Here is a 25,839-nt window from a genome sequence, read left to right as displayed (position 1 = left end):
GCCGGTTGCGGCCCAACGCGATAAAATGCCCCCACTTCACCCTGCCCGATGCGCGCGCCCTCCCTTCCCCCCAACGAAGCTGATCGGCTCGCCGACCTTCACGACTTTGGCGTGCTGGACACCCCCTCAGAGAAGGTGTTCAACGAATTCGCCGAGCTGGCGGCAGCCATCTGCGGTACCCAGTACGCGGCCGTCACGCTGATCGACCGCGACCGGCAATGGTTCAAGGCCGAGTACGGCCTGGCCTTCGGTCAGACCACCCGCGATGAAAGTGTCTGCGGCCACGCCATCCTTGAGAACGAGGTGTTCGAGGTGCCCGACACCGAGCGCGACGAGCGCTTTGCGAACAACCCTGTGCTCACCAACGCCGGCATCCGCTTTTACTGCGGCAGCCAGCTGCGCAGCGACCGGGGCCACGCCATCGGCATGTTGTGTGTGCTCGATTCCGAACCCCGGCAACTCAGTCTGGCCCAGCGGCATTCCCTGGACCAGCTGGCCGATGTGATGATGGCCGTGCTCGAAGCCGGGCGGCAAAGCCGCATGCTCAACTGGTTTGGCGCGCTCGTGGACACGGTGGCCGACGAGATCCTGGTCACCGACCCGCAGTCCCTGCGCTACCTCTATGCCAACCCCAGCGCGGTACGCAGCCTGGGCTATTCGCTGGAGCAGTTGCGCGGCATGACGCCGATGGACGTGATGAAGGGCCAGAACCATGCAACCTTCAACGCCTATGTGCGGCAGCTGCAGGAAGGCGCGCCGCAAGTCGTGTTTGAAGGGGTGCGGCAGCGCAGCGACGGCGGCAGTTACCCGGTGGAGGCGCGTTGGCAACTGGTGTCCAGCTTCGGCCGGCCGGTCATTCTTTCCATCGTCACCGACATCACGCAGCGCAAGGAAATGGAGCGCATGAAAAGCGAGTTCATTTCGGTGGTGAGCCATGAACTGCGCACCCCGCTGACCTCCATCCACGGTGCCGTCAAGCTCCTGGACGGCGGCATGGCCGGTGTGCTGCCGGAAGGCGCCGCGCGGCTGGTGACCCTGGCCGCGCGCAATTCAGAACGCCTGCGCACCATCGTGGACGACATCCTGGACATGGAGAAGATGGCTTCCGGCCAGATGACGTTCCAGATCGACGCCCTGGATGTCGCGCCCCTGCTGGAGCGCGCGGCGCAGGCGTTCGAAGCCGTGGCAAACACGGCCGGTGTGCGACTGGCAGTGTCGGGCGGCGCCGGCCTGCACCTGCGCGCCGACGCCCAGCGCCTGCACCAGGTGCTGGCCAACCTGATTTCCAACGCACTGAAGTTTGCCCCCAAGGGCAGCCAGGTGCGGGTGGAGGCTTCGCAGGCAGGCCCTGGCAGCGCTGTCCGCCTGCAGGTCACAGACCAGGGACCCGGTATTCCCGACGAGTTTCGCGGGCGCATCTTCCAGCGTTTTGCCCAGGCCCAGATGACGGCCAGCCGGCCAAAAGGCGGCTCCGGCCTCGGCCTGTCGATCGCCAAGGAAATGGTCGAGCACATGGGGGGCCGCATTGGTTACGACTCCGTGCCCGGCTGCACGGTTTTCCACGTGACCTTGCCCCCCGCTGTGGCGTAGGCGCGCACGGCGCGGCCTGTCGGCGATGTCGGGTCTTGCTGCGGGGCGAAGGGGCTTGCAGGCGAAACCTGTGCATCAGATCGGCCGTCAGCCCTTGTACGGCGGTCGCAAGCAGCTATCAAAAGCGTAGTAATGCGGTGCCGCCTTCACCGGCAGGCGAGGCTCAACCGGTGAGGATGGGGCGCAGCGGTCTATCTCGCTGACCATGAATTCAAAGAAGGCCGACACCCGCGGCGTGCGCACATTTTTTGCGGACATGGCTGCCTTGCCGGGATTGCCGGGCTGAGCCGCTGCACCTCAGGCCAGCGTCATGTGTTTGGCCAGGTGGCCGAACACTGTGGACACCCGTCTCAGGTGCCTTGACTCGGTGTGTGTCAACAGCCAGAGCTCCGTCTGGCATTCATCCAGTGCATCCGTCAGGGCGCGTAAATCGGTTCGATCTCTGGCGAGAAAAATTGGCAACAGGCCGATGCCCATGCCTTGCCCCACGATCTCTGCCACGGTGAGGATGCTGTCGACCCGGTAGCGCGGCGTCACTTTGGGAAAGTGTTTTTTACGCCAGATCACCGAGGGGTGCTCCGGCAGGGCGTCGTCCGGGGCGACCCAGTTCGCTTTGCCGGCGATGTCCGCGTCGAAGTGTTTGGGGCCGCCCTTTCTGGCGGCAAACAAGGCCATGCGGATCGGACCGACATGTTTGCCCACCAGGTGCTGGGGCGGGCGCCGGGTGGCCCGCACGGCAATGTCGGCGTCGCGCCGGGTCAGGCTGGCCAACTCATTGCCGGCATGAAGCTCGTAGCTCAGCAAAGGGTGGCTTGCCTGCAGCAAACCCAGCGCTGGCGCCACCAGCCCATGCAGGAGGGTGTCGGTGGTGGTGATGCGCACGCTGCCCGAGACCTGCTCGGTCTCGGCCTGCGCGGCCGAACGTGCCGACTCGAGCTGCACCTCCAGCTGCTCCCCATGGCTGGCCAGCACCTGCGCCAGTTCCAGCGGCTGGTAGCCCGTGCGCGAGCGTTCAAACAGGCGTTGGCCCAAACCCTTTTCAATGCGCTGCAGGGAGCGGAACACCGTCGATGCATCCACCGCGAGCCGCTCGCCCGCTTCTGCCAGGGTGCCGGCCCGCACCAGCGCCAGCACCACTTCCACATCCTGGGCGCTGAGCTTGTATTGCGTTGTTGCATTCATGGTTTGCGTGCGTGCCTATTTTCAATGCGTTATTGCAATCCTACATTACATCCACCAATCAATTCAATGGAGAAATGCAATGCCCAGACCTGACATCAACCCCACCGCCCCTTACGGCATCGCCCTGCTTCGCGCCAGCTTGGGTGTCATGTGGATTGCCCATGCGCTGTTGAAGCTGTTTGTCTTCACCTTGCCCGGAACAGCGCAATTTTTCGAGAGCGTGGGTTATCCCGGTGCGCTGGCCTACCCGGTGTTTGCGGCCGAACTGCTGGGTGGCCTCGCCATTCTGGTCGGGCTGTATGCGCGCCAGGTTTCGCTGGCGCTGGTGCCCGTCATGCTGGCTGCCGCGCTGGTGCACCTTGGCAATGGCTGGGTCTTCACCAGCCAGGGCGGTGGCTGGGAGTACCCGGCGTTCCTGGCCGTGGCTTCGGTGGCCTTGTGGCTGGGCGGCGATGGTGCTTGGGCCCTGCGCCGCAGCCAGCGCTTTGTGCCTGCCTTGTGACCAGGGAGCAGATAGTGATAACGACGCACCCACTCACCCTGATCAGCCACAGCCTGTGCCCTTACGTGCAGCGCGCGGCGATCGTTCTGGCCGAAAAAGGCATCGCCTTCGAGCGCAAGGACATTGACCTGGCCCACAAGCCCGCCTGGTTTCTGGAAGTCTCGCCGCTGGGAAAAACCCCTGTGTTGCTGGTGGGCGACCAGGCCGTGTTTGAGTCGGCAGTCATCTGCGAATACCTTGATGACACCGCCGCACCGCGCCTGCACCCGCAGGCCGCGTTGCAGCGCGCGCAGCACCGCAGCTGGATGGAGTTTGCCTCGGCTGTTCTGAGCAACATCGGCGCTTTCTACAACGCCCCCAGTGAAGAAGCGCTCGTGGCCAGTGCCACCGCGCTGCGCCTGAAGTTTCAGCACCTTGAAGCCGTCCTGGGCCAGGGCCCTTACTTCGCCGGCGAACGCTTCAGCATGGTGGATGCGGCCTTTGGCCCGGTCTTCAGGTACTTCGATGTGTTCGACGGCATCGGTGATTTCGGCATCTTCAGTGACACGCCCCGGGTGAACGCCTGGCGGTGCGCGCTGGCGCAGCGTGCATCGGTGCGCAAGGCGGTTTCGCCCGACTACCCGCAACTGTTGCGGGCCTTTCTGCAGCAACGCGGGTCCGCCTTGTCCAGGCGCATGGCGGCGCGGCCGGCGCTCAGCGCCGAGGTGTCATGTTCTTGAGCTTCTTGTCCACGTCGCCTTGCCATGCAGCTGGGCTCTGCGCGGGGTGCATGCATCAAATTGGCCTCCAGCCCTTATGTGGCTTGCGCAAGCAGCTATCAAAAGTGTAGTAATACAGTGCCGCCTTCACCGGCAGGCGACGCTCAACCGGTGAGGATGGGGCGCAGCGTGTCCATCTCGCTGGCCATGAACGCAAAGAAGGCCTGCACCCGCGGCGTGCGCCGCAACTGGCGCGTGGTCAGCATGCGCCAGCTGCGCGTCAGCTCGGGGATGGGGCCGAGCACGCGCACCAGGTCCGGCTCGGCGTCGCCCAGCGCCTTGGGCAGTGCGCCCAGGCCGACATTGGCCTTGACGGAATGCACCGCGCCGAGCACGCTGCCACTGGTGGCCACCACCCTTGCGTGGGGCGCGACATCGTGCAACCACTGCGTCGCCCGGTGCTTGGCCATGCTGGCGTCAAAGCCAATCCAGGCGTGCTGCGCCAGGTCTTCCAGCCGCTGCGGGCTGCCGTGGCGCGCCAGGTACTCCCGGCCGCCGTACACCGCCCACAGGGAGTCGGCAATTTTTCGGCCGATCAGGGCGTTGTCCACGGTGTCGCCCGAGCGAAACGCCACATCGGCCTCGCCCTTGCCCAGGTCCACATAGTGGTCGCTCATCACGAATTCGACACGCAGCCCGGGGTGCCGGGCTGACAGGCGCTCCAGCAGCCCCGACCCGGTGATGCGCGAAACAATCGGTTCCGGGCAGGTCAGGCGGATGACGCCGTTCAGCTCGCGCGCGGAAGACTGCACCACGTTCTGCAGGGCCAGCATGTGTTGTTCGACCAACTGCGCATGGGGCAACAGCTGCTGGCCGTAAGCGGTCAGCCGGTAGCCGCTGGGGTGCCGCTCGACCAGGGGCTGGCCAATGCGTTGTTCAAGCCGGGTGATGCGCCGCTGCACGGTGGACTGGTCTGTGTTCAGCGCGCGCCCGGCGGCGGTGGTGCTGCCGTGGCGCGCCACAGCCAGGAAATGCTTGAGGTCATCCCAATCGAACATGTGAGCTCCGCGTCGGTGCGGCCCCATTATGCAGTTCTGCGGGTTGTGGGCGGCCACTTCGCTGCCTAGACTGGGCTTTCCGGTGTTCAGGCAAAAAGCCTTCGCACCTCCCCCGTCAAGGAACACACCATGAATGTTCATTTCCACCCCCGCCGCACCTTTTTAAGTCAAGCCTCGGGCCTTGCTGCAGGGCTTGTGGCCTCGGGCCTGCCCTGGCCCGCTTCGGCCCAGCCAGCGCCTGATCAGCTCAGCATCCTGTGCACCGGCCCGGCCGGCAGCATTCCTGACATTGTTGCGCGCCGCGTGGCCGAGCAACTGACAGGCCGCCATACGCGCAATGTGCTGGTGGACAACCGGCCCGGGGCTGCCGGCCAGATCGCCGTGAATGCGCTGAAGGCGGCCCCGGCCGACGGCAGCGTGGTGTTGCTGGCCCAGGGCGCCATCGCTACCGTGTACCCCTATCTGTACGCCAGGCTGGCCTACGACCCGGCACTCGATCTCCGGCCGGTGTCGCTGGCGGGCGAGATGACGCTGGGCCTGGCCGTCGGCCCGGCGGTGCCGCAGACAGTCACCAACGTGCAGGAGCTGGTCACCTGGATGCGGCGCAACCCCAGGCTGGCCAATGTCGGCTCACCCGGCACGGGCACCGTGCCGCATCTGCTCGAGGCCATGCTTTTCCATGCAGAAGGCCTGCCATGGCAACACGTGATGTATGCCGGCGGGCCCCCCGCGCTGGTGGACCTGATGGGTGGGCAGATTGCCGCTCTGGTGTTGCCCGAAGGCCTGTTGCGGCAGCACCGGGCGGCGGGCCGGCTGCGCGTGTTGGCCACCTCGGGGGCGCGCCGCAGCGCCTATCTGCCCGATGTGCCCTCGCTGGCCGAGCAGGGCTACCGCGACCTGATCGTGCGCGAGTGGTTTGCGTTTTTCATGCCCGGGCGCACCCCACCCGCAGTGGTGGAAAACACCTCGCAGGTGCTGCGTGCCGCGCTCGCGCAGCCGCAGCTCGTGGCTGCCTATGCAGAGTTCGGCATGCAGGCGGCATCCAGCACCCCGGCTGAACTTGCCGCGCGCATCAGCGCCGAGCAGCGCGACTGGGAGCCCGTCATACGCGGCAACAGCATCCGGGCCGACTGATGGCACCCACCGCAGCAGCTGGGGTGCAACACCACCCCTGGGACAAGGCCGCCGAAGGCTGGAGCCGGCATTCGTCACTGGTCAACAGCTGGTTGCACGATGTCACTGTGCGCATGCTGTCTTCAGCCAGCATTGCTGAAGGCGGGCGTGTGCTGGACGTGGCCGCCGGTGCCGGTGGCCAGACCATAGACATTGCCAGGCGCGTCGGCCCCGGCGGCGCGGTGCTGGCGGTTGACATTTCTGCGCGCATTCTCCAGCTGGCCAGCGAGAACGCCCATGCGGCCGGCGTGAGCAATGTGACCACGCAGCTCGCCGACGCCCAGCAGCTCGGGCTGGCTGGCGCGAGCTTTGATGCAGCTGTCTCCCGGCTGGGCCTGATGTTCTGCCCGCAGCCGGTGCTGGCGTTGCGGGAAATGGCCGCCGCCCTCCGGCCCGGCGGGCGGTTGGCTGCGGTGGTGTTTTCACAGCCGCAGGCCAACCCCTGTGTGGCCATCCTCATGACAACTGCCCTGCGGCATGCCGGCCGCACGGCGGCCTCACCCTTCGAGCCCGGCACACTGTTCAGCCTGGGCAAGCCGGGTGTGTTGGCCGAGCTGCTGGAGCTGGCCGGCTTTTCGGACATCAAGGTGGAGCCTGTCACTGCGCCCATGCATTTGCCATCCAGCCGCCACTACCTGGACTTCATACGTTCTTCGGGTTCGCCCATCATGGAAATACTGGCGCCGCTCCCGGTGCCGGCGCAAAACGACGCATGGGCCGACATGGAGGAACAGCTCAATCGCTTCACCAGCGCCGACGGCTGGTGTGGCCCCAACGAGCTGTTAGTGGGCAGCGGGCGGCTGGGCGCCGCAGACGCCACGGCCTGATGAGCGGGGGGGCACCAGCTGCTGAAGATGGTCGTTTACCGCCGCGCCCTGCCACTCACCCGGGCGGGCAGGCAGGCATGGCTGGCGGGGTTGACGGGTTTCGACGAGGGGTAGCGGCCTGCGGGCGAAACCTGTGCATAAAATCGGCCGACAGCCCTTATCCATCGGGCGCGAGCAGCTATGAAAAAAATAGCAAAAATGGCGGACTGAACCAATCACCCACGCGGTGGCTGGCCGAAGCACAGGTTGGCCCTGCCTCAGAAAAGGCATTCCTGCGGGCGTTTCTTTGAGGGCCTGGGGCAAGATGTCGAAAGTCGGGCCAGCCGTTCGTCGTGCAGGTGTGACCCTCAACCACCGACCCAAGGACATCGCCATGCAATACCTCTGCCTTGCTTATTACGACCCCGAAAAAATGGCCGCCATGGCGCCCGCCGACATGCAGGCGCTGGCCGCGCAATTGCCGGCCAAAGACGCAGCCCTCGCGCAAACCGGTGGCCTGCTCTGGAGCGCCTCGCTCGAAGGGCCCCAGGCCACCTTCGCGCTCCGCCCACGCGGCGGCAAGCCGGCCGTGACCGACGGGCCGTATGCCGAAGCCAAGGAGCTGGTGGGCGGCGTCATCCTCATCGAAGCGCCCAACAAGGAGGAAGCCATACGCATCGCGTCGCTGCATCCCGCCGCCACGCTGGGCGAAAGCATAGGCTGGGGCATCGAGGTGCACCCGATCGGCACTTGTTCGGTCAAGACACAAAAATAGCTGAGGCTTTGGCTTTTAGTTGTGGAACCCCTTAGCTCGCAGCATGTCATCCCGGACCTGACTCGGGTTCCATGCCCGCGTCAGGCAGCGGGCCTTAAAATATCCTGCGATTACAGGATTTTTAGCATCAAAAGCACGCAAATCTGCAAAAAACCTGCGATCAAAGGACTTTAAAACCAGTGATTGCCGGTTCCATCTAATCCTGCAATCACAGGATTTTCTTGACTGAAGCATCTTTATGACGTAAAAATCCTGCAATCACAGGATTTTTATGCAAATACCTATTCATTCCGTTCAAGACCTTGGCCTGGCCCTTCGTGCTGTACGACGCAGTCAAAAAGTGCGCCTCGAAGACATGGCCACTCTGACGGGGGTCAGCAAGCAGTTCGCTTCTGATGTTGAGCTGGGCAAAGACACCGTGCGTCTGGGGCTGGTGCTCAAGGTGCTGGCTGAAATGGGCTTGCGCGTTTCGGTCGACATTCCGGAGCAATCCGCGCCGGAGCTGGCCTTGCTGCAAGCGAAACTCATTGGCCGCCCCCACAAAAAAACCAGGGCCACCCAAAAAACCTCAGCCGCAGGGCAGGGCTGAAGCATGCGGACGCTTGATGCCTGGCTCAATGACCAGCAGGTGGGCACCCTCCGTGAGGGCGATGATCTCTGGCAGTTCGAATACACCGCCGAATGGATGCAGGCACCGCAGGGTTTTGACCTTTCGCCGGCGCTCAGCCGCGCCAAAGGCTTGCACCAGGACGGCGGCACCTTGCGTCCGGTGCAGTGGTACTTTGACAACCTCCTGCCCGAAGAAACCTTGCGCGAGGCACTCATCAAGGAGTCGGGCATCAAGGGCGACGATGCCTTCGCCCTGCTCGAATACCTGGGCGCCGAGTCCGCCGGCTCACTCGTCTTGCTGGCGCCCGGCGTGCCACCTCCGGCCGGAGGCGGTCTCAAGCCACTGCCCGACGCGGAACTGAGCCAGCGCATACGCGACTTGCCGCGTCAGTCCCTCAGTACCGGCGCACCCAAGCGCATGTCCGTCGCTGGCGCCCAGCACAAGCTGTTGGTGGTCTACCGCGACGAACAGCTGTATGAACCTGTGGGCAATGAACCTTCCACCCATCTCCTGAAGCCTGATCACCTCAGTGATGACTACCCTTCCTCGGTGATCAACGAATACGCCATGCAGCGTCTGGGTGCAATGCTGGCTCTCGGCTCACCGCCTGTTTATCGCCGCTATGTGCCCCAGCCCGTCTACCTGATCGAGCGCTTTGACCGCATCATCGACGCGCAGGGCCAAACCCGGCGCCTGCATGTCATCGACGCGTGCCAGCTGCTCAACAAGTCACGCAACTTCAAAAATACAGCCGCCAGCTTGCAGACCCTGGCCGAGTGCATAGAGCAATGCCGCGGCCGCGCCGCCGCACGCCTGCGCCTGTACCGCTGGCTGGTGTTCAACCTGCTGATCGGCAACGACGACAACCACCTCAAGAATGTGTCCTTCAAGGTGAGTGCCGAGGGCGTCGACCTGGCGCCGCCCTACGACATGCTGGCCACCTCCGTTTACCGCACCAAGGCCTTTGCAGACCAACGAGCCACCTGGCCCGAGGTCGATCTGATGATTCCCCTGCCCGGCGCCACCAAGTTCGGTCAGGTGACACGCCAGGCAGTGCTTGAGGCAGCAGACATCCTTGGTTTGAACCGCCGCATCAGTGAACGCGAACTGAACACGATTGCCACAGCCCTGCCGGCGGCGCTGGCAGCGGTGCGCGCAGGCATAGAGGCGGAAAACCAGCACTACCCAGCGCCGGCCAAGGCTTTCCTGGCAGGGGAGCAGCGGCTGTTGCTGGCCATCGAAAAGATGGTGGTGCCCTTCATGCTTGAGCGTGTGAAAGCATAAAAGAGCTTTGCGGCCGCAGATGACCGACGGGCCTTATGCCGAAGCCAGGGAGCTGGTCGGCGGGTTCTTCATCATTGAAGCGGCGGACAAAGACGAGGCGGTGCGGGTGGCTTCGCTGTATCCGTCGGCGACGCTGGGGGAGAGTGTGGGGTGGGGGATTGAGGTGCACCCGATTGGGTTTTTGAGCATGCACACTCACAGTAGTGGACGCACTCTGCGACATATGGCGCAGCACCATAAAAGTTGCTTTGTTCTGATTGGACTATGGGATGCTGTGACTAGGTACTCACCGCTTCTTCCCAGACATTTGTTGTAGCCTGAGCAAGTAATAAACCGGAGAGCGAGCAGTGGTCGCTTCCGGACTCTCGTGCTGCCGATTTGTCAGGATTCCTCCTGCCGCAGCTAAGGCTTGTGCTATTGCCATCGACCAGTCCATTGCCGCGAAACTGGCAGCAAGAGTGGGTAAATGTTGGACAACCTCGAAGGTTCTCGTGACCATGGACTTGGTCGATCTATTAAGGCCTTCACTGAGGTCAAGTAGGGCCGGCTGAATCTCCGTTGCAACCAAAAATCGAGCCTGCTCAGTAATATCCTCGATTGTTGCGTTCTGGGTTATGCAGTCGTTAAGTCGACCCGCGAGCCGCAACAAGCCCGTGCGAAAGGGTTGAAGCGATCCCTTAAGCTCGGATCTGATCTCAACGATCTGTTTTGGCCCAAGCGACGGGACAGTGGGCAGGGCAAGTGCCACGCACTCCCGCGCCAAGACGGTCGATAGTAGCCGCTCATTATTTTTCGCAGACTGACCGCCCAATGCAGGGACCGGCAAATCACTGTCATTTATCAATGGAAGACCATGCTTCGCAGCATAGATCATGGCGTTCGCAGGATAAAACAACGCACCTGCATACGTTAGGGATTTTTCGCTATCAATGCCGGGAAGCCCCTTATGAAAAGCAGGCATGCGTGTTGGGATAAACCCGGCTGGAGGGGGGCCAAATATCTTTTCTTCCAATGCGGACACAAGTGCCTCAACGTCCGAGTTCGCGTCCTTCGCCCATATGGATTCGAAATCCCCGGTAAAGACGCAAAACTCCTGCAAGTCTTTCACGTGCGGAAGCGCTCGGAGAAGCCCCAGCAAAAGTACGGTGTCATAGTCCTTGCGACCGTATGTCTCTATGCGGCGCGCCTCTTGCTCCACGCCCTTGAAGTCGACCCCTTCCGCTGGAAGACTAACGTTCGGAAAATGTACTTTATCGAAGATAAGCCCGAGCGTTGTCAGTTGAGCTCTACCTCTAGGAATAGGAGAGCCGTAGTACACAGCCTCCAGCGGCGGGGTGGTGGATGTCATGAATATCTCCGCGAACCGCGTGCCGTTGGAAATATTGTCGCCATGCGTCGGTTACACCCGAAAATGATCTCGGTCTTCAAGGCTTGAAATACTCCTGCACCGTCTCCCAAGCCACCGTCTGCAAATGTTTCGCAATCGCCGGGTCCAGGCCGGCCGTGTATTTCAGGTCCACCGGTGAAGTCTTGAACAACGTCGCATACGTGGTGCACGCGGCCAGGTAGCTGCCGGCCACGCTGGGGTGGCGCAGGTCGGCCACGTACAGGTTCAGCTCCGGCATTTTGGCGATCGACTTGCCGAAGGCCAGGCCCGCGGGAATGACGAGGGCGTTGTTGTCGTTGCCGGCCTGGGTGTAGGCCTCGGCGAGTTCGGCGGTCATGGACGGTACGTCCTTGTAAGCCCAGGACATGAAGAACACCGGTTTGGCGCCATGTTTGCGCACGGTGTCGGCGTGTTTCTTCGCAAATTCATGGAACAGGGGCTTGAGCTGCGGGTGCAGCGGGCACTGGCTGCAGTCCATCATGATGGCAACGTCGAACAGCCGGTCCAGCTTGTTGAAGCTGACGGTGTTGTTGGCGCCAAACGAATACGAACCGACGGCGTTGGGGCGGAAATAACTTTCCACGTCGTGCCAGTTCATGCCCGAGCCGCTGATGGTGGCCGAGCTGGCGCGGTGCCGGAAGCCCGGCTGGCCTTCGCGGATCAGTTGCCCCACATGGTTGTGCAGGCTGTTGTTGTAATAAAAGAAGCTGTTGCCGATGTAGATGGCCGAGGCGGGTTTGTCGCCGGCGTCCGTCACCCTGGGTTTGGTCTGGGCCAGCGCGCCGGTGGCTGCGCCGAAGAGAAGGGCCAGGCCGAGGGCGGCGGACAGCAGGGGTTTGAAATTCGAGAGGTGGCGCATGGTTGTCTCCTTTGTTCTTGACCTGCGAAGTCTAGTGGATAAGCCGTTCGCCCTGACCCTGTCGAAGGGGGCAGGGCTTCGACCCCTTCGACGGAACTCAGGACAGGCGGCTCAGCCCGAACGCTGGAAAGTCAACCCGGACGGTGTCAGGAGAGTCCGAACGGTGTAAGGTCGCTGGCTGAGAACATCGACAACCCGGAGAAACAGCCATGATCACACCCCCCACCTCTACCGGCCTTCAACTCCAGTCCCTGGTCACGCCAGAGGGCGAGCTGAAAATTTCGCTGGTCAGCCTGCCCACGCCCACCCCTGCGGACGATGAAGTGGTGGTGCGCATCGAAGCCACCCCCATCAACCCGTCGGACATTGGCTTGCTGTTCGGCGCGGGCGATATCCGAAGCGCCACGCTGTCGGGCACGGCCACGCACCCGGTGGTCACGATGCAGATTCCCCCGGCGGCCATGAAAGCCATGGCCGGCCGCCTGGGCCAGGCGCTGCCTGTGGGCAACGAAGGCGCGGGCGTGGTGGTGGCGGCCGGCAGCGCACCTGCCGCGCAGGCGCTACTAGGCAAGACGGTGGCCACGCTGGGCGGCGCCATGTATGCGCAATACCGCTGCGTCAAGGCCGAGCAATGCCTGCTGTTGCCCGAAGGCACCACGCCGGCCGAGGGCGCTTCCTGCTTTGTGAACCCGCTGACGGCGCTGGGCATGGTGGAGACCATGCGCCGCGAGGGCCACACGGCCCTGGTGCACACCGCCGCGGCATCCAATCTGGGGCAGATGCTCAACCGCATCTGCCTCAAGGACGGTATCGGCCTGGTGAACATCGTGCGCAAGCCGGAGCAGGCGGCGCTGCTGAAGTCGCAGGGCGCCGTACATGTGTGCGACGCCTCGGCGCCCACCTTCCTCGAAGACCTGACGCAGGCGCTGGTGGCTACCGGCGCCACCCTGGCTTTTGACGCCACCGGCGGCGGCAAGCTGGCGGGGCAGATTCTCGGCTGCATGGAGGCTGCGCTGAACCGCACGGCCAAGGAGTACAGCCGTTACGGCTCCACCACCCACAAGCAGGTTTACGTCTACGGCGGCCTGGAAACCGGCCCCACCGAGTTCAACCGCAACTTCGGCATGGCCTGGGGCATGGGCGGCTGGCTCCTGTTTCCCTTTCTGCAGCGCATCGGCCCGGTGGCTGCGCAAGCCCTGCGCCAGCGTGTGGCCGACGAGCTGAAAACCACCTTTGCCAGCAGTTATTCGAAAGAAATCTCGCTGACCGAGGCGCTGCAACCCGCAGAAATTGCGGTGTACGGCCAGCGCGCCACCGGCACCAAGTACCTGCTCAACCCGAACAAAGGCTTGGCGGGCTAACCCCGCGGATCCCGCGGCGCCGGCCTGACCGAAAAGCGCAACACGCCGTCGCGCAGCGGCGAGAACTTCAGCGCCAGCAGGTCCAGCAGGTAGTTCTGGTACATGCGCCACGGCCGGCGCAGGCCCTGGCGTGCCAGCAGGTGGGACGAGCGCTGCACATACCCTGAACTCAGGTCGAGGAAGGCTTGTGTCGGCAGCCGGGCGTCGTTATTGACCGGCACACACTTGTCGAGCTGGCGCCGCTCCATCTCATTGAGCAGCCGGCAGACATACCGCGCCACCAGCTCGCACTTGAGCGTCCACGACGCATTGGTGTAGCCGAAGGCCACCGCCAGATTGGGCACGCCGCTGAACATCGCGCCCCGGTAGGCGACGCACTGGGCGAGGTCCACCGCGGCGCCGTCCACGGTGAGCGTCGCGCCGCCCAGTACCTTGAGTTCCAGGCCGGTGGCGGTGACGATCACGTCCGCCTCAATTTCCTCGCCCGTGGTCAGGCGCAGGCCCGCCGGCGTGAAGCATTCGATCTGCCCTGTCACGATGTCGGCCTTGCCCTCGCGGACGGCGCGAAAGATGTCCGCGTCGGGCGCGATGCACAGGCGCTGGTCCCACGGGTTGTAGCGGGGTGACAGGTGGCGCTGCACGTCGAAGCCGGGGCCCAGCAGGCGCGCGGCCTGCCGCAGGATCAGGCGCCTGACGGTGGCCGGCTGGCGCCGCGAGAACTGGTAGAACGCGCTGGCCAGCGCAATGTTTTTCCACCGGATCAGGGGGTGCGAGAGCCGGCTCGGCAGCCAGCGCCGCAGCAGCGCACCAATGCCGTCGCGCGACGGCAGGGCGACGATGTAGCTGGGCGAACGCTGCAGCATGGTCACGTGGGCTGCCGTGGCTGCCATGTCGGGCACCAGCGTCACCGCGGTGGCGCCGCTGCCGATCACCACCACCTTGCGGTGGCGGTAGTCCAGGTCCGCCGGCCAGTGCTGCGGATGCACGATGCGGCCGCGGAAGGCCTCGCGGCCGGGCCAGGCTGGCGTGTGGCCCTGTTCGTAGTTGTAGTAGCCGCTGCAAAAGAACAGGAAGCGGCAGACAAAGCGCAGCTCACGCGCCGGCTCGCCGGGGCTGGTGAGGGTGGCGGTGACATGCCAGCGCGCCTGCTGCGAATCCCAGGCGGCACCGGTGACGCGGTGGCCGAAGCGGATGTGCCGGTCCATGCCTTCCTCGCGCGCGGTGGCGGCCACGTAGTCGCGGATGGCCGGCCCCATCGCAAAGCTGGCGTCGCTTTCCCAGGGCCGGAAGCTGTAGCCCAGGGTGAACATGTCGGAGTCGGAGCGCACGCCGGGGTAACGGAACAGGTCCCAGGTGCCGCCCAGGGCCTGCCGGTTTTCCAGGATCACGTAGCTGCGTGTCGGGCACAAGGTCTGGAGATAGTGTGCTGCGGCAATGCCGGAGATTCCGGCGCCCACGACCACCACGTCGAAGAAAGCGGGATCGATGGGCTCGGCTGTCATGGGGGCAGTTTAAGGGAGGTAGGCGGGCGCGGGGACGGTCGCGTTGACAACAAAACCTTCGCTTCCTGACCGTCAGCGCCGCAGCCAGGCGAAAAAAAACCGGCCCAAAGGACCGGTTTTTTCAATCGGGAAGCAGGGCTTAGTAGCCGCCGCGACCGCCGCCGCCGCCGTAGCCGCCGCCGCCGCCACCACCACCGTAGCCGCCACCACCGCCGCCGCCGCCTTCGCGACGACCACCACCGCCGCCGCCGAAGCCGCCGGTACGGGGCTCCATCGGACGGGCCTCATTGACCACCATGTCACGGCCATCAACGGACTTGCCGTTCATGCCGCTGATGGCTGCCTGGGCTTCTGCGTCGCTGGACATTTCCACAAAGCCGAAGCCTTTGGAACGGCCGCTGTCGCGGTCCATCATGACTTTGGCGGAAGTGATCGCGCCAAATTCAGAGAAGTGTTGTTGCAGGGAGTCGTCGTTCACCGAGTAGGAGAGGTTGCCGACGTAAAGTTTCTTGCCCATTTTGGGACCTTTCAAAAAAGCTTGCACGTTTGAATCAAATGAGCGAAGCGGGTATGACGGTTCTGGTTAGAAAACCGGTCAACGAAATAATCGCATGCCCGAGGGCAGCGTTCTGTAGGACTGAGCGCCAATAACCGAAGATCAATCCGGTAACTGACTCAGGTCAAAAATTCGGTCAGGGGGAGGAAAAGAGACCGGGGTGAAGCTCGCCGCTGGGGGAGTTTGACGACCGGGAGGGCCGGTACTACCGGCCAAAATGGTGCGGGGCGGCATGTGAGGTGCCGTGGACCGTGTCAGACTGGCGCTGCTGCAAAGGAAAGCTAAATTACAGCAACACCGGTATTTTACCCCGCTTTTCGCAAACCAGGTCCGTCCATCCCTTTTGGCCTCTGTGACCGGGCATCGCGGTGCCGGCGCTGCAGCCCCTGCGAGGCCGGCGTGAGGCGGTTGTTTTCCAGGAAGCGCTTGGCCTTTTTGAGGGGGTGACAGCTCCCCACACCTTAGCCCCCCGCACGTTGGCCACGCGCTCGCTTCGTTATCCCACCCAACCTTTGCGAAACTCCCCGGGGCTTGCGCCCGACCAGGCGCGAAATGCCCGGGTAAAACTTTTTTCGTTCACAAACCCCACCGCTGCCGCCACCTGCTTGACTGGCTTGTCGCTGCGGTTCAGCAGGTCTTTCGCGCGTTCGAAGCGCACCTCGTCTTTCAGTTGCTGCAGGTTCGCACCTTCTTCCTTGAGCTGGCGGTGCAGTGTGCGCGCCGAGATGTTCAGCAGCGCCGCCACGCCCTCAGCGTTGTGCGCCTGGTCGGGGTGGGCGGCCAGGGCCTGCCGCACCTGCTGCACCAGCAGCCGGTCGCGCCGGTACTGCAGCACCGTCAGCGGCAGGGCCCGCTGCAGCATGTGCTGCAGGGCTTTCTCATCGCGGCGCAGGGGCAGGGCGAGGTAACGCGCGTCGAAGCGGATCTCGGCCTGCGCGGCACCAAAATGCACCGGGCCGGGAAACATCAGCGCATAGGCATCGGCATGCGGCGGTGCGGCAAAGGGGAAGCGCGCTCCCTGCAGCGCAATGCGGGAGTCTATGTACCAGCAGGCCAGGCCGTGGATGTTGCGCAGCACGTGCACCAGGCAGAACTCGCGCGCGCCTTGGCCATGCCGGGCCAGGTCGGCGCGCTCCTCGATCACGATGGCGGCGCTGTCGCCGGTGACGACCAGCTTGAGAGCAAGGTCGTCGGCCAGCAGGGCGTGGTGGCGGCACCAGCGTTTGAGGGCCACGCCCAGGTCGGGCGCACTCAGGGAAGCCCGGGCCAGCATGCCGTAGCTGCCCCAGGGCAGTTTTCGTGAGAAGGCGCCCAGGGCTTCATCGTCAAGCTCCTGCATCGCCGTGCCGGACAACACCTCCATCTGGCGCGCGGTGATGCGGGCCGCTGGCTGTTGCAGTCGGGATGGCGGGATCTGTGCCAATTTCAAGGCGTTGGCCGGGCTGCGGCCATAAAGCGCGTACGCGGCCACCATCACCCGTGCAAAGGCCATGGGGGTGGCTGCAGCGGGCTGGACCGGGAGGGTGGGCGGCGGGCGGGCAGGCATGGGCCAAGTTTGGTGCAATCTGGCACGATTTGCAACTTAAGCGATGACCGTCTGGCGACTTTTTCGCATTGGCCGCCAGTGCCGGACGATCATGATGAGCACTCACCCGCCATCGCCCGTGCGCATGGCGCGATTTCCGCTCACGATAGCAGGGCCTGTTGCAGCGCCTCGCGGTTGGGCGCAATAGCCAGGCGCTCATAGATGACCTGGACATACTCCGAGACGGTGTGCCGGCTGATGCCGAGCTGATCGGAGATTTCGTTGGCCGTCAGCCCGCCGCTGAAAAGCAGCGCCACCTCCTGCTGCCGGGGTGCGAGGTCCAGCCGGTGCAGCCCGGTCCAGGCTTTGAGCTCGCGCGGAATGAAATGAAGTACCCGTATTCCGACAGCCCGTTGCGCGGCGCCATCGAGCCAAGACCCCCTGAAAACAAAGCGTCCCCAGCTGTTCTGGCACTCGAAGAACGGCGGCCCTTCGTCGCGCCCTTCGAACACCGATACGAGCCTGTGATGCAGACGTCTGAGTTGTGGCGTGATGTTGTGGGAGTCGAGGTGGATCAGGGCGCCGCCATCGATTCGGTCATGGCTCGCCATCCACAGCAGCTTGCGCGCGGTGCTGTCCTGGTAGCGCAGCGCACCATTGCGTTCCAGCACCACCAGGCCCTCGTGGTCAGCGCTGTCCAGCGTGCTTGCGTCTTCGTTGTCGAGCGACAGCGCGTGTCGCAAGTAGGGCTCGATTTGCGCGAGCTTGTTGTGGTCGGCTTTCGAGAATGGCTTGTCGGACGACGAACGCAGCAGCGCAAGCAATCCCTTGGGTGATCCCTGGATGTTGCGCGCAACCATGTACAGCATGTAGCGGCCGTCGCAGGGGCGCATGACATCCTGGTAGAGATCCGAATCCAGATAAGCCCGCGCGCCAGACTCGCCGCCACCCAGCGTTCCTGAGGCCGAACTGCGCATCAGATCCGTAAAAGCCGGCATCACGCCCGGGTAAGTGACTTTGGAGTTATGCGAAAAAAAGCGCTGCACGGCGCTGATGTCGGTGAAGCCGTCTCCGCTGTAGTTGACCGGCTCCAGGCTCTGATGGTCGCACCAGATGAAGTGACCGGTATCCGCACCCAGCCAGCTTCTGATTCCTTCAAGGAACTTTGCCATGAACAGCGCTTCGGGCAGACCCATGCTGCAGAGCTGGCGAAGGCTCGCGACCGTGCGTGCGCTGGAACGGACGGGAGATGTCATCAGCCAATTATAGGGATCGACATACGCGTGCAACCCCCTGGATCTAGGGGGTGTTTCTCCGAATCCCGCACATAGACTTTTCTTTCCTCGCACCTGCGCGAGCGGCGGCGCCGACCAATCGGCTTGTTCGCGGTGCTAAGTCTTTCCGATGTCCGCAAGCGGTGCGGGCTCCACTCTCCTGATTTTCCGGAGCAATACCTCCATGCCAGATCACGCATCGCCCGTTTCCGCTTTCCTCGTCAGAAAACTCGCCCGAATCTCCGGAAAACCGCATCACAGCGAAGCCTTGAGCGACGCTTTGTGTGAGCTCGAATTCGCTACGCGGCAAGAGCCTGGGTGTCGTGAGTTTGCATTCTTCCGGGCCTTGAGTGATCCGGATTCCTTCGTGCTCCTTGAGGCGTTCGACAACCAGGCGGCTTTCGACCTCCATATGACGCTGCCGCACACGCAGCGTTTTTTTGCAGCACAGCTGGTGGCGAACGTCGCGGTCACCCCGATGGACGCCTAGGTCTCGCGCGCCGACCGTTGGCCAGTGAATGGTCCATCGGGAAACATTTTTTACGTTTTTCCGATGCCTAACCCCCTGCTGTTCGGGGGTGTTGAGGCAAGGACGGCTTCCTAGACTTTTAGGACTCCCTTCTCCTTCTTCCACTTCTTCCTCTTCTTCCTCAGCGCTGGATACAGCGTCTGATTTTTCTTCAAAGGATTCATTTTGAAAACCTTCAAGCTTCGCCCCGTGATGTGGGCGCTTGCGACGCTTTTTGCATCTGCGGCCAGTGCGCAGTCCGTGCTGGATCTCGGCAACCTTGGCGGGGAGACGTCTGCCGGTGCGATCTCGGCCGATGGTTCCACAGTTGTTGGCTCGGCTTTCACGTCCAATGGCTCGCCGCGAGACAACCACGCCTTTCGCTGGACCTATGCCGGGGGGCTGCAGGACCTGAATCTGCCGGCGGTCATCAGTAGTGCCGCCGGTGTATCGCGCGACGGCAGCGTGATCGCGGGAGGCTTTTACGACGTGGCGATCGGCGGTGCACGCGCATTTCGGTGGACGGCTGCTGGCGGCATGGAAAATCTCGGCACACTCGGTGGCGGCAGGAGCTCTGGCGCCGGCATTTCCCAGGACGGCGCCACGGTGGTCGGCTACTCCAGCCTGTCCAACAATCAGATACGCGCGTTTCGCTGGACCGCTGCAGGCGGCATGGTGGATCTCGGTGTCCTCGGAACCGGTCTCTCCAGCGAGGCGACCGGCGTCTCGGCCAATGGCTCGGTCGTGGTCGGCATAAGCCAGTTCGCTTACGGCTCTGCCCAACATGCGTTCCGGTGGACCGCGGGCGGCATGCAGGACCTGGGAACTTTGGGCGGAGCGCAGAGCCTCGCTAAAGCCGTGTCGGCTGACGGCATGGTGGTCGTGGGGAGCTCTCAGGTGGTCAGCCCGGGACCCGTGATCGCATTTCGCTGGACCCAGGCCAACGGCATGCAGAACCTCGGGCTGCTCGGGGGGACAAATGGGCAAAGCGTGGCTAACGGCATATCAGGTGATGGCAAGGTCATCGTCGGCTTGTCCAACTATGACGACAACTTCGGGTACAGGGCATTCCGCTGGACCGAGGGGACGGGCATGCAGAGCGTTGTCGACTGGCTTGGTAGCAATGGGGCATCGACGGCTGGATGGGAACTCACGTCTGCCAATTCCGCCAACGAGGACGGCAGCGTGCTCGTGGGGTACGGAAAATCGCCCGGCTCAAACCTTTACCGGGCCTGGATTGCGCGCGTGGCGCCATACGGGTCCGGCGCCAAGCAACCCGACGGCACGCAACCCGACGTCGTGAAGCCCGCCATCATGCAGCCCGACAACTATGTCGAAAGCACGATGGTGGCACGCCAGGCGCTGGCGCAGTCCAACCAGTATCTGAGCCGGATGGTGATGTGGGGCGCGCACCACCGCCCACTGGCCTCCTACGGCAAGCTCGACGGGCAGAGCTGCTTTTGGGCGACCGGCGATATCGGACGCAGCGGCGGCGAGCGCCAGGTCACAGACACCGCCGGCGAAGTTGGCGTGTGCCGCGACTTCGCTGGCGGCGCGGTGCGTGCGGGTCTCGGTCTCGGCTTTGGCAGACAGTCGCTGCATCTGGGCGACTTCGGCTCCACGCGCACGGGCGGAAACCACCTGGTCGGGGAGATCAACTACCAGACCACCATGGGTCTGCTGCTCTCGGCCACGGGGGTGTACGGCAAATGGAGTGCAGATGTCAATCGCGGCTACATCGGTGCCGCGGGGGCTGACTATTCGAGAGGTAGCACGGGCGTGACATCGACTGCGCTGCGCTTGCGCGCCGACTGGAACGATGTCTGGAGTGTGGCGGGGACCGCGCTGTCGCCCTATGCAGCATTGACTGCCACCCGCACAAGGACCGACGGCTACACCGAGAGCGGCGGCGGATTTCCGGCGCGCTTCGACGCCCAGACCCAGTCCGGACTCGAAACCAGGCTTGGTCTCGCGGCGAGTTACAGCCTGGCACCGGCAACCCGGCTGCGCGGGACACTCGAAGCGATCCAGCGCCTGGACGGCGAAGTGCCGCGCGTCACGGGGCAGGTGCTGGGTCTGTTCAGCTTCAACCAGCCAGGCATCAGCGATTCGAAGAGCTGGGTCCGCGCGGGACTCGATGTCGATCACCAGATTGCCAGGAACAAGTTGCTGAGCTTTTCGCTGCATGCAGCCAGCCGCGGCGAGGACCCGCGCCTGAGTGCCGCCGTGACCTTGCGCATCGGCTTCTGATCGCTCCGCCTGACTGCATTCTCGACCCGCGGCGGGGAAGAGGGCCTTTTTTACTTGCGCCAGCTTGACGGCGCCTAGCCAGGAATTGACAGTGAAGACCTATCTCTTGACACCGCTCGCGCTCGCAACTTTGACGCTGGTTCACCCGGCCGCCCATGCCCATAGCGAGTTGCGAAGCTTCGGTCGCGGCAGCAATATCTATGCAATTTCTGCCGATGGCAGCACAGTGGGCGGCCGCACCGATTCGCCAGACGACCTTTCGCTCGCATCGACCGGCATGGCCGGCGCCAGTATGGCGCCCCTGAGCGGGCTTGACACAGAGCGTGGTTCGGTACTTGGCCTTTCGGCCGACGGGCGTGTGGCGGTGGGCGCCGCCCTGATCAGTAACCAGTGGCGCGCCTTCCGGTGGACCTCCGCCGGGCTGGTCAACCTCGGCACGCTGGGCGTGGGCGGCACCAGCGAGGCGCGCGCGGTGTCCGGGGATGGCAACGTGGTGGTCGGGGAAGCCGTGCTGAGTAGCGGCGCCAAACGCGCGGTGTTATGGGCCCAGGACAACACCATCCGGAATCTCGCCGCCGGTCTGCCCGCAGGCGACAGCTCGGCTGCCGGCGTCTCGCACGACGGCTCGGTGGTGGTGGGGGTCAAGACGCGCGGGACGGTGACTCACGCGTTTCGATGGACTGCTGCCGGCGGTATGGTGGACCTCGGTTCCCTGTTGGGTGGCCCCAACGCTGACCCGTACAGCGAGGCCTCCGGTGTGTCCGCTGACGGCGGGGTGGTGGTGGGGGTGAGCCAGGCCAGCAGCTCTTTGCCCGGTACGGCCAGGCACGCGTTTCACTGGACTCCCTCCGAGGGAATGAAAGATATTGGTACCTTGGGTGGCCGAGACAGCGAGGCCCGAGCCGTCTCAGCCAACGGGCTGGTGGTGGTTGGCCGCGCAGAGAATGCCGCGCGCATCAGTCAAGCCTTTCGGTGGACCGAGGCCACCGGCATGCAGTCGGTGGCCGGCTGGCTCGCGGACGCGGGGGTGGACAGCAGCCGATGGAATCTGGAGGAAGCCACCGCGACCAATGCGGACGGCAGTATCGTTGTTGGCAATGGCAGCAGAAACTCGATTGAAACGGGCTGGCTGGCGCGCGTTTCGCCGTTGGGGTCGGGCGTCATGCAGCCCGCCAACTATTCTCAGAGTCTTCAGGCGGTCAATCCGTCGCTCCAGCACGCCCAGTCGCTCACCCGGATGGGGATGATTCTTTGGGGCAGTCACCATCGTCCGCTGCTTTCCTATGGCGCGTTGGAGGGGCAAAACTGTTTCTGGGCGACCGGCGATCTCGGACGGTACAGCGCTGGCAGGGATAGCGATGAAAGCCTCGCCGAAGTCGGGCTGTGCCGCGATTTTGCGCACGGTGCGCTGCGCGCCGGGGTTGGCATTGGCTACGGCCGCCAGAACCAGAGCCTCGGAGAGTTCGGCGGCAACCGCATTGGCGGCGAGCATGTGATGGCGGAACTCGACTATCAGGTTCCTACCGGCCCGCAGCTGTCTGCAACCGCGGTCCGGGGCAACTGGCGCGCCGACGTCAATCGTGGCTATGCAGGCGGAAGTGGTACGGACTTCTCGCGCGGAAGTACCGCAGTCAGGTCAACCGCGCTGCGGCTGCGAGCCGACTGGAACGACCTGTGGAAGGCTGGCGCTGTGGCGTTGTCTCCCTACGTTGCGCTGACTCGGACCCACACCGAAATCGCGGGCTACACCGAGGTGGGCGGCGGCTTCCCTGCGCGCTTTGAAGGGCAAAGCCATACCGCATTGGAGTCGCGCCTGGGGCTGGGGTCGACCTTCGCGATTGATTCTGTCACGAGCCTGCGCGGAACGCTGGAATTGGCCCACCGTTTCGATGGTCAGGGGCCGGCGATCAAAGGGCAGGTGCTTGGGCTCTTCTCGTTCGAAGGGGCAGGCTCGCAGATCCGCCGTTCCTGGGCGCGCGCCGGCATCGACGTCGACCGGCAACTGACTCAAAAAGTCCGGCTGATTTTTTCACTGCATGCGGCTTCGCGCGGCGAAGACCCCAGCGTCTCTGCGGCGATCAGCCTGCGTGCCGCTTTTTGACCACTTTTAAAGGAAATACGAACATGTTGTACCGCCACCAGGTTTTGGTCCTCCGCAGCGCTGCCGCGCTGAGCCTGTGCACCAGCGCTTTCCAGGCCAACGCCAACGATTTGCTAAATAACGTATTGCAGCAGGCCATAGGCCATGTCATCACCCAGGGACTGCAAAATGCAGCGAATCCGGGGGCGCCGGCCAGCCCCATGCTTGGTTCGCCGGCTACCCCGGCCACCCCATCAGCCGTCCAAAACGGCCCGGAAGTGGTACTCGACAATGCGGCGGATTTCCCCCCGCATGGCATCATCCAGGCTTGGCGGCAGCCTGGCACCATAGGCATGGCACCTGGGCCGGCGGGCGCCGTCATGGGTCATGTCGAAATGCAGACAACTTATGGCGGGAACCTCTCGCTTCCAGGCGTGGCGACCATGCGCGCTAAGCTCGATGCGCTATACAGCCTGTTATTGAGCCAGCCTCCGCTCTTGAATCCGCAGGGTGTCAGCATTGGGCCGGGCGGCGGCTTGGGACATCGGCGTGGCGGCGCGGTGGGGCCGACCGTGACGGGGAGCCTGGTGATCCGGGCCTATCCACTCAAACCCGACAGCAAGACCACCAAACGTTACCCTGATGGAACGCAGCATACGCCCGGCGAGGGGGATGCTTTGAACGTGTTGGTCAACGATACCGACGCGTTGCGTGATCCCCTCCCGATCGGAAGCTACAACGGCATGACAGTGCTCCGTCGTGGCGGCGGCTACCAGTTGGTGGTGCTCAACACCACTCGCCCGCTGCTGGTCAATGGCGTTCTGAACCGTGATTTGATCGACCCTGCCCGCCCCGCGTCGGACATCCAGTTCCTGGTGATTTACCTGGGCGCGGCGTCCCCGACCTGGTCGGCATTGCGCAAAGGGCAGTTGCATCCGGCTAGCGGCACCGGACGCCTGCTGGGCCTCATGTTCAACACCGACTGGCGCAGCCTGCTCAAACAGATCGAAACCTCTAAAGGCCAGCCATCATGATGAGCGCCCCCCGGCTAGGGCGCCTGGTCGTTCGCACGCTCTGGGTGTCGGGGATGGCGGGCGCAGTGTCTGTGGGGGCGCAAGCGTTGCCCGAGGCCAGTCCGGACCCTGCAGCCCTCTATCGCAATCCAGCGGCTGGTGCCCGGAAAATCACCGATGTGAATTTGACCTGCGCGCAGATCCACCAGGAGGTCACGACTCTTGAGAGTTCGATGTCCGAGCAGCAAGCGGCGGCCACGACGGCACTTGAGAGCGCGGAACATGCCCGTAAAAAAATGATCGAGCAGTCAAGCGGCGGGCTTGGAGGCCTGCAGGGAGGCTCCTCAATGGCGACTGGCCTGCTCAGCATGATTCCCGGCGTCGGCATGGTGGCCGGTTTCGTCGGCGGCATCAGCGCGCAGTCCTCGATGAACTCACGCATGGCAGAAATGCAGGAAACCACCCAGAAGATGGTGCAGGTCCAGCAACAGGCCTTGGGTCTTCAGCAGGCGCTGGCGGCTTCACTGGCCAGGCATGATCACCTGGTGGATCTGTCACTGAAGAAAAATTGCGAGGTTCCCGGTTAGACCTGGTTTTCGGCCTGCAAGGCTTGAATAACTTGAGGCCGGGCGGCCACCCGTCCCATGAAGTCCTGCAGGTGGGTGAGGCCGGCGAGGTCCAGACCCACGTACCCGGCCCAACGAGTGACGGCGAACAGATACGCATCGGCCAGCGTGAAGCTGCTGCCCGTCAAATACATCTCGCGCGCGAGCACGCCGTCTATCCATTGGTATCTCGTGCGCAGGATTTTTGCAAACAGCGCCTTGTCGTCTGCGGCGATCGTTGGGTGAAACAGCGGCGTATAGGCCTTGTGGATCTCCGAAGCGACATAGGCCTGCCATTCCATGACGCGGTAGCGTCTCATCGTTCCCGCTTTGGGCAGAAGAGGTGTGTCGATGAGCCGGTCCGCAAGATATTGTGCGATCACCGGGCCCTCGCTCAAACCCATGCCGTCATCTGCGAGCAGATACGGTACCTGTCCTTTCGGATTGATGCGCAGAAAGTCTTCACCCTGCGCAGTTTGCTTTGTTTGCATGTCCACCTTCACGAGCGTGAAGTCCATGCCGAGCTCGCGCATCACGATGTGAATGGCCAGCGAACAAAACCCAGGGACGTAGTAAAGTTTTAGAGGGGGCATGCGGGTTGCTCCGAGGCTGCTGTAGGTTCTTTCGCCATCTGCTCAAGCTGCTGTTTCAGCCGGCGCAGGTCCGCGGGGACCTGACGTGCAAGAAGAATCCCCAACAGGGGCTCGATCAGGCGCATCGCGCCGCGTCCGTCCAGCGTGAGTGTGTAAGTGACGCGCGTGCCGGTAGGGCATGCGATGAAGTGCCGGCTGCCGGAACAAGGCAGCGGACCCGACAGGCTGCGAAAGGCCGTGCGGCTTTCGGAATATTCAATGACCTCGGCCACGGTGATGGCGGCGAAACCGAGGCTGCGCATTCGCTCACGGGTTCGGGCGCCGACAGAGGGCGCGCCGCTGTTCTCGTAGTCCATGCTGAGCACGCCCTGACGCCATAACGGGTCATTCGCATAGTCCCCAGCGAACGCGAAGGCCTGCTCAGGGGAGCACCGCATTTCCTCGGTATGAGAGATGGTAATCATGCGAATAAATTCTAGGGAGCCTCCCTGGTGCCCGGGTCCCTCTGGTCAAGGGGGATGTTGCCATCCGAATAGACCTCGTTCCAGCGCGCAAGACCGGATTCAGGCGAGCGAGCGGGGGGCTTGGGTCGGCGCTGATGCGGGCTGCTGACTGCTGCGCCCTGCCTGGCGTGATCTGTGTCACCTT

At 63.7% G+C, this 25,839-nt stretch carries 26 protein-coding genes; 15 read left to right on the top strand and 11 right to left on the bottom strand.

Annotation, left to right across the window (positions count from 1 at the left end):
• The first annotated feature begins 48 nt into the window (after nt 1-48).
• On the top strand, nt 49-1,590 hold the full coding sequence (locus PSV26_RS11365; protein WP_300570717.1) for an ATP-binding protein: 1,542 nt from the start codon (nt 49-51) through the stop codon (nt 1,588-1,590).
• Nucleotides 1,591-1,677: 87 nt separating this feature from the next.
• Here the strand turns inward: PSV26_RS11365 and PSV26_RS11360 are convergent, their stop codons facing one another.
• A complete protein-coding gene (locus PSV26_RS11360) occupies nt 1,678-1,848 on the bottom strand; it encodes a hypothetical protein (protein ID WP_300570714.1) in 171 nt (56 codons plus the stop codon).
• Between the two features lie 39 nt (nt 1,849-1,887).
• A complete protein-coding gene (locus tag PSV26_RS11355; protein WP_300570711.1) occupies nt 1,888-2,772 on the bottom strand; it encodes a LysR family transcriptional regulator in 885 nt (294 codons plus the stop codon).
• A gap of 79 nt (nt 2,773-2,851) precedes the next feature.
• On the opposite strand from PSV26_RS11355, the gene PSV26_RS11350 reads away from it, so the two are divergent.
• Nucleotides 2,852-3,274 carry a DoxX family protein gene (locus PSV26_RS11350; RefSeq protein ID WP_300570708.1) on the top strand — a complete coding sequence of 141 codons (423 nt, stop codon included), beginning with the start codon at nt 2,852-2,854 and terminating at the stop codon, nt 3,272-3,274.
• 11 nt (nt 3,275-3,285) lie between these two features.
• The gene (locus PSV26_RS11345; protein WP_300570806.1) at nt 3,286-3,993 is read left to right on the top strand and encodes a glutathione S-transferase family protein; all 708 of its coding nucleotides are present in this window, start codon (nt 3,286-3,288) and stop codon (nt 3,991-3,993) included.
• Between the two features lie 143 nt (nt 3,994-4,136).
• Here PSV26_RS11345 and PSV26_RS11340 read toward each other — a convergent pair whose 3' ends face one another.
• A complete protein-coding gene (locus PSV26_RS11340; RefSeq protein WP_300570706.1) occupies nt 4,137-5,030 on the bottom strand; it encodes a LysR family transcriptional regulator in 894 nt (297 codons plus the stop codon).
• Between the two features lie 129 nt (nt 5,031-5,159).
• On the opposite strand from PSV26_RS11340, the gene PSV26_RS11335 reads away from it, so the two are divergent.
• The 6 genes from PSV26_RS11335 (at nt 5,160) to PSV26_RS11310 (ending at nt 9,994) form a co-directional block, all read left to right on the top strand.
• A complete protein-coding gene (locus PSV26_RS11335) occupies nt 5,160-6,164 on the top strand; it encodes a tripartite tricarboxylate transporter substrate-binding protein (protein WP_300570703.1) in 1,005 nt (334 codons plus the stop codon).
• The gene (locus tag PSV26_RS11330; RefSeq protein ID WP_300570700.1) at nt 6,164-7,030 is read left to right on the top strand and encodes a methyltransferase domain-containing protein; all 867 of its coding nucleotides are present in this window, start codon (nt 6,164-6,166) and stop codon (nt 7,028-7,030) included. The genes PSV26_RS11335 and PSV26_RS11330 overlap by 1 nt, the downstream gene beginning before the upstream one ends.
• A gap of 373 nt (nt 7,031-7,403) precedes the next feature.
• Complete coding sequence (locus tag PSV26_RS11325) at nt 7,404-7,784, top strand: YciI family protein (protein ID WP_300512309.1); 381 nt, start codon at nt 7,404-7,406, stop codon at nt 7,782-7,784.
• A gap of 355 nt (nt 7,785-8,139) precedes the next feature.
• On the top strand, nt 8,140-8,373 hold the full coding sequence (locus PSV26_RS11320; RefSeq protein ID WP_300512308.1) for a hypothetical protein: 234 nt from the start codon (nt 8,140-8,142) through the stop codon (nt 8,371-8,373).
• Between the two features lie 3 nt (nt 8,374-8,376).
• Complete coding sequence (locus PSV26_RS11315; protein ID WP_300512307.1) at nt 8,377-9,678, top strand: HipA domain-containing protein; 1,302 nt, start codon at nt 8,377-8,379, stop codon at nt 9,676-9,678.
• Between the two features lie 19 nt (nt 9,679-9,697).
• Nucleotides 9,698-9,994 carry a YciI family protein gene (locus PSV26_RS11310; RefSeq protein WP_300512306.1) on the top strand — a complete coding sequence of 99 codons (297 nt, stop codon included), beginning with the start codon at nt 9,698-9,700 and terminating at the stop codon, nt 9,992-9,994.
• Here the strand turns inward: PSV26_RS11310 and PSV26_RS11305 are convergent.
• Nucleotides 9,965-11,026, bottom strand: coding sequence for a hypothetical protein (locus PSV26_RS11305; RefSeq protein WP_300570697.1), 1,062 nt, complete (start codon nt 11,024-11,026; stop codon nt 9,965-9,967). The two genes, PSV26_RS11310 and PSV26_RS11305, sit on opposite strands and share 30 nt — an antisense overlap.
• A gap of 76 nt (nt 11,027-11,102) precedes the next feature.
• A complete protein-coding gene (locus PSV26_RS11300) occupies nt 11,103-11,924 on the bottom strand; it encodes a hypothetical protein (protein ID WP_300570694.1) in 822 nt (273 codons plus the stop codon).
• Nucleotides 11,925-12,133: 209 nt separating this feature from the next.
• Here PSV26_RS11300 and PSV26_RS11295 point away from each other — a divergent pair, with 209 nt between their 5' ends.
• On the top strand, nt 12,134-13,285 hold the full coding sequence (locus PSV26_RS11295; protein WP_300570692.1) for a zinc-binding dehydrogenase: 1,152 nt from the start codon (nt 12,134-12,136) through the stop codon (nt 13,283-13,285).
• Here the strand turns inward: PSV26_RS11295 and PSV26_RS11290 are convergent.
• The 4 genes from PSV26_RS11290 to PSV26_RS11275 form a co-directional block, all read right to left on the bottom strand.
• Nucleotides 13,282-14,787: an NAD(P)/FAD-dependent oxidoreductase gene (locus PSV26_RS11290; RefSeq protein ID WP_300570690.1), complete on the bottom strand. Its 1,506-nt coding sequence runs from the start codon at nt 14,785-14,787 to the stop codon at nt 13,282-13,284. The two genes, PSV26_RS11295 and PSV26_RS11290, sit on opposite strands and share 4 nt — an antisense overlap.
• A gap of 139 nt (nt 14,788-14,926) precedes the next feature.
• The gene (locus PSV26_RS11285; RefSeq protein WP_300570687.1) at nt 14,927-15,304 is read right to left on the bottom strand and encodes an RNA-binding protein; all 378 of its coding nucleotides are present in this window, start codon (nt 15,302-15,304) and stop codon (nt 14,927-14,929) included.
• Between the two features lie 535 nt (nt 15,305-15,839).
• Entirely contained in the window at nt 15,840-16,889 is a 1,050-nt protein-coding gene (locus PSV26_RS11280; protein ID WP_300570685.1) for an AraC family transcriptional regulator, read from the bottom strand.
• A gap of 140 nt (nt 16,890-17,029) precedes the next feature.
• Entirely contained in the window at nt 17,030-18,124 is a 1,095-nt protein-coding gene (locus tag PSV26_RS11275) for a helix-turn-helix transcriptional regulator (RefSeq protein ID WP_300570682.1), read from the bottom strand.
• Between the two features lie 202 nt (nt 18,125-18,326).
• Between PSV26_RS11275 and PSV26_RS11270 the strand changes: the two genes are divergently transcribed.
• From PSV26_RS11270 to PSV26_RS11250, 5 genes are all read left to right on the top strand, one after another.
• The gene (locus tag PSV26_RS11270; RefSeq protein WP_300570679.1) at nt 18,327-18,632 is read left to right on the top strand and encodes a putative quinol monooxygenase; all 306 of its coding nucleotides are present in this window, start codon (nt 18,327-18,329) and stop codon (nt 18,630-18,632) included.
• Nucleotides 18,633-18,836: 204 nt separating this feature from the next.
• Entirely contained in the window at nt 18,837-20,900 is a 2,064-nt protein-coding gene (locus PSV26_RS11265; protein WP_300570676.1) for an autotransporter domain-containing protein, read from the top strand.
• Nucleotides 20,901-20,991: 91 nt separating this feature from the next.
• Complete coding sequence (locus PSV26_RS11260; protein ID WP_300570673.1) at nt 20,992-23,001, top strand: autotransporter domain-containing protein; 2,010 nt, start codon at nt 20,992-20,994, stop codon at nt 22,999-23,001.
• 23 nt (nt 23,002-23,024) lie between these two features.
• Complete coding sequence (locus PSV26_RS11255; protein ID WP_300570670.1) at nt 23,025-24,014, top strand: hypothetical protein; 990 nt, start codon at nt 23,025-23,027, stop codon at nt 24,012-24,014.
• A complete protein-coding gene (locus PSV26_RS11250; protein WP_300570667.1) occupies nt 24,011-24,580 on the top strand; it encodes a hypothetical protein in 570 nt (189 codons plus the stop codon). Before PSV26_RS11255 ends, PSV26_RS11250 begins: the two co-directional genes overlap by 4 nt.
• Here the strand turns inward: PSV26_RS11250 and gstA are convergent.
• Nucleotides 24,577-25,191, bottom strand: coding sequence for a glutathione transferase GstA (gene gstA / locus PSV26_RS11245; RefSeq protein WP_300570665.1), 615 nt, complete (start codon nt 25,189-25,191; stop codon nt 24,577-24,579). The genes PSV26_RS11250 and gstA overlap by 4 nt on opposite strands.
• Nucleotides 25,179-25,655 (bottom strand): SRPBCC family protein, encoded by a 477-nt coding sequence (locus PSV26_RS11240; protein WP_300570662.1) that lies wholly within the window; start codon nt 25,653-25,655, stop codon nt 25,179-25,181. The genes gstA and PSV26_RS11240 overlap by 13 nt, the downstream gene beginning before the upstream one ends.
• Nucleotides 25,656-25,839: the final 184 nt, after the last annotated feature.

This window comes from Polaromonas sp., assembly GCF_029945685.1.
Classification (GTDB): domain Bacteria; phylum Pseudomonadota; class Gammaproteobacteria; order Burkholderiales; family Burkholderiaceae_C; genus Polaromonas.
This window is presented reverse-complemented; position numbering and strand designations above follow the sequence as displayed.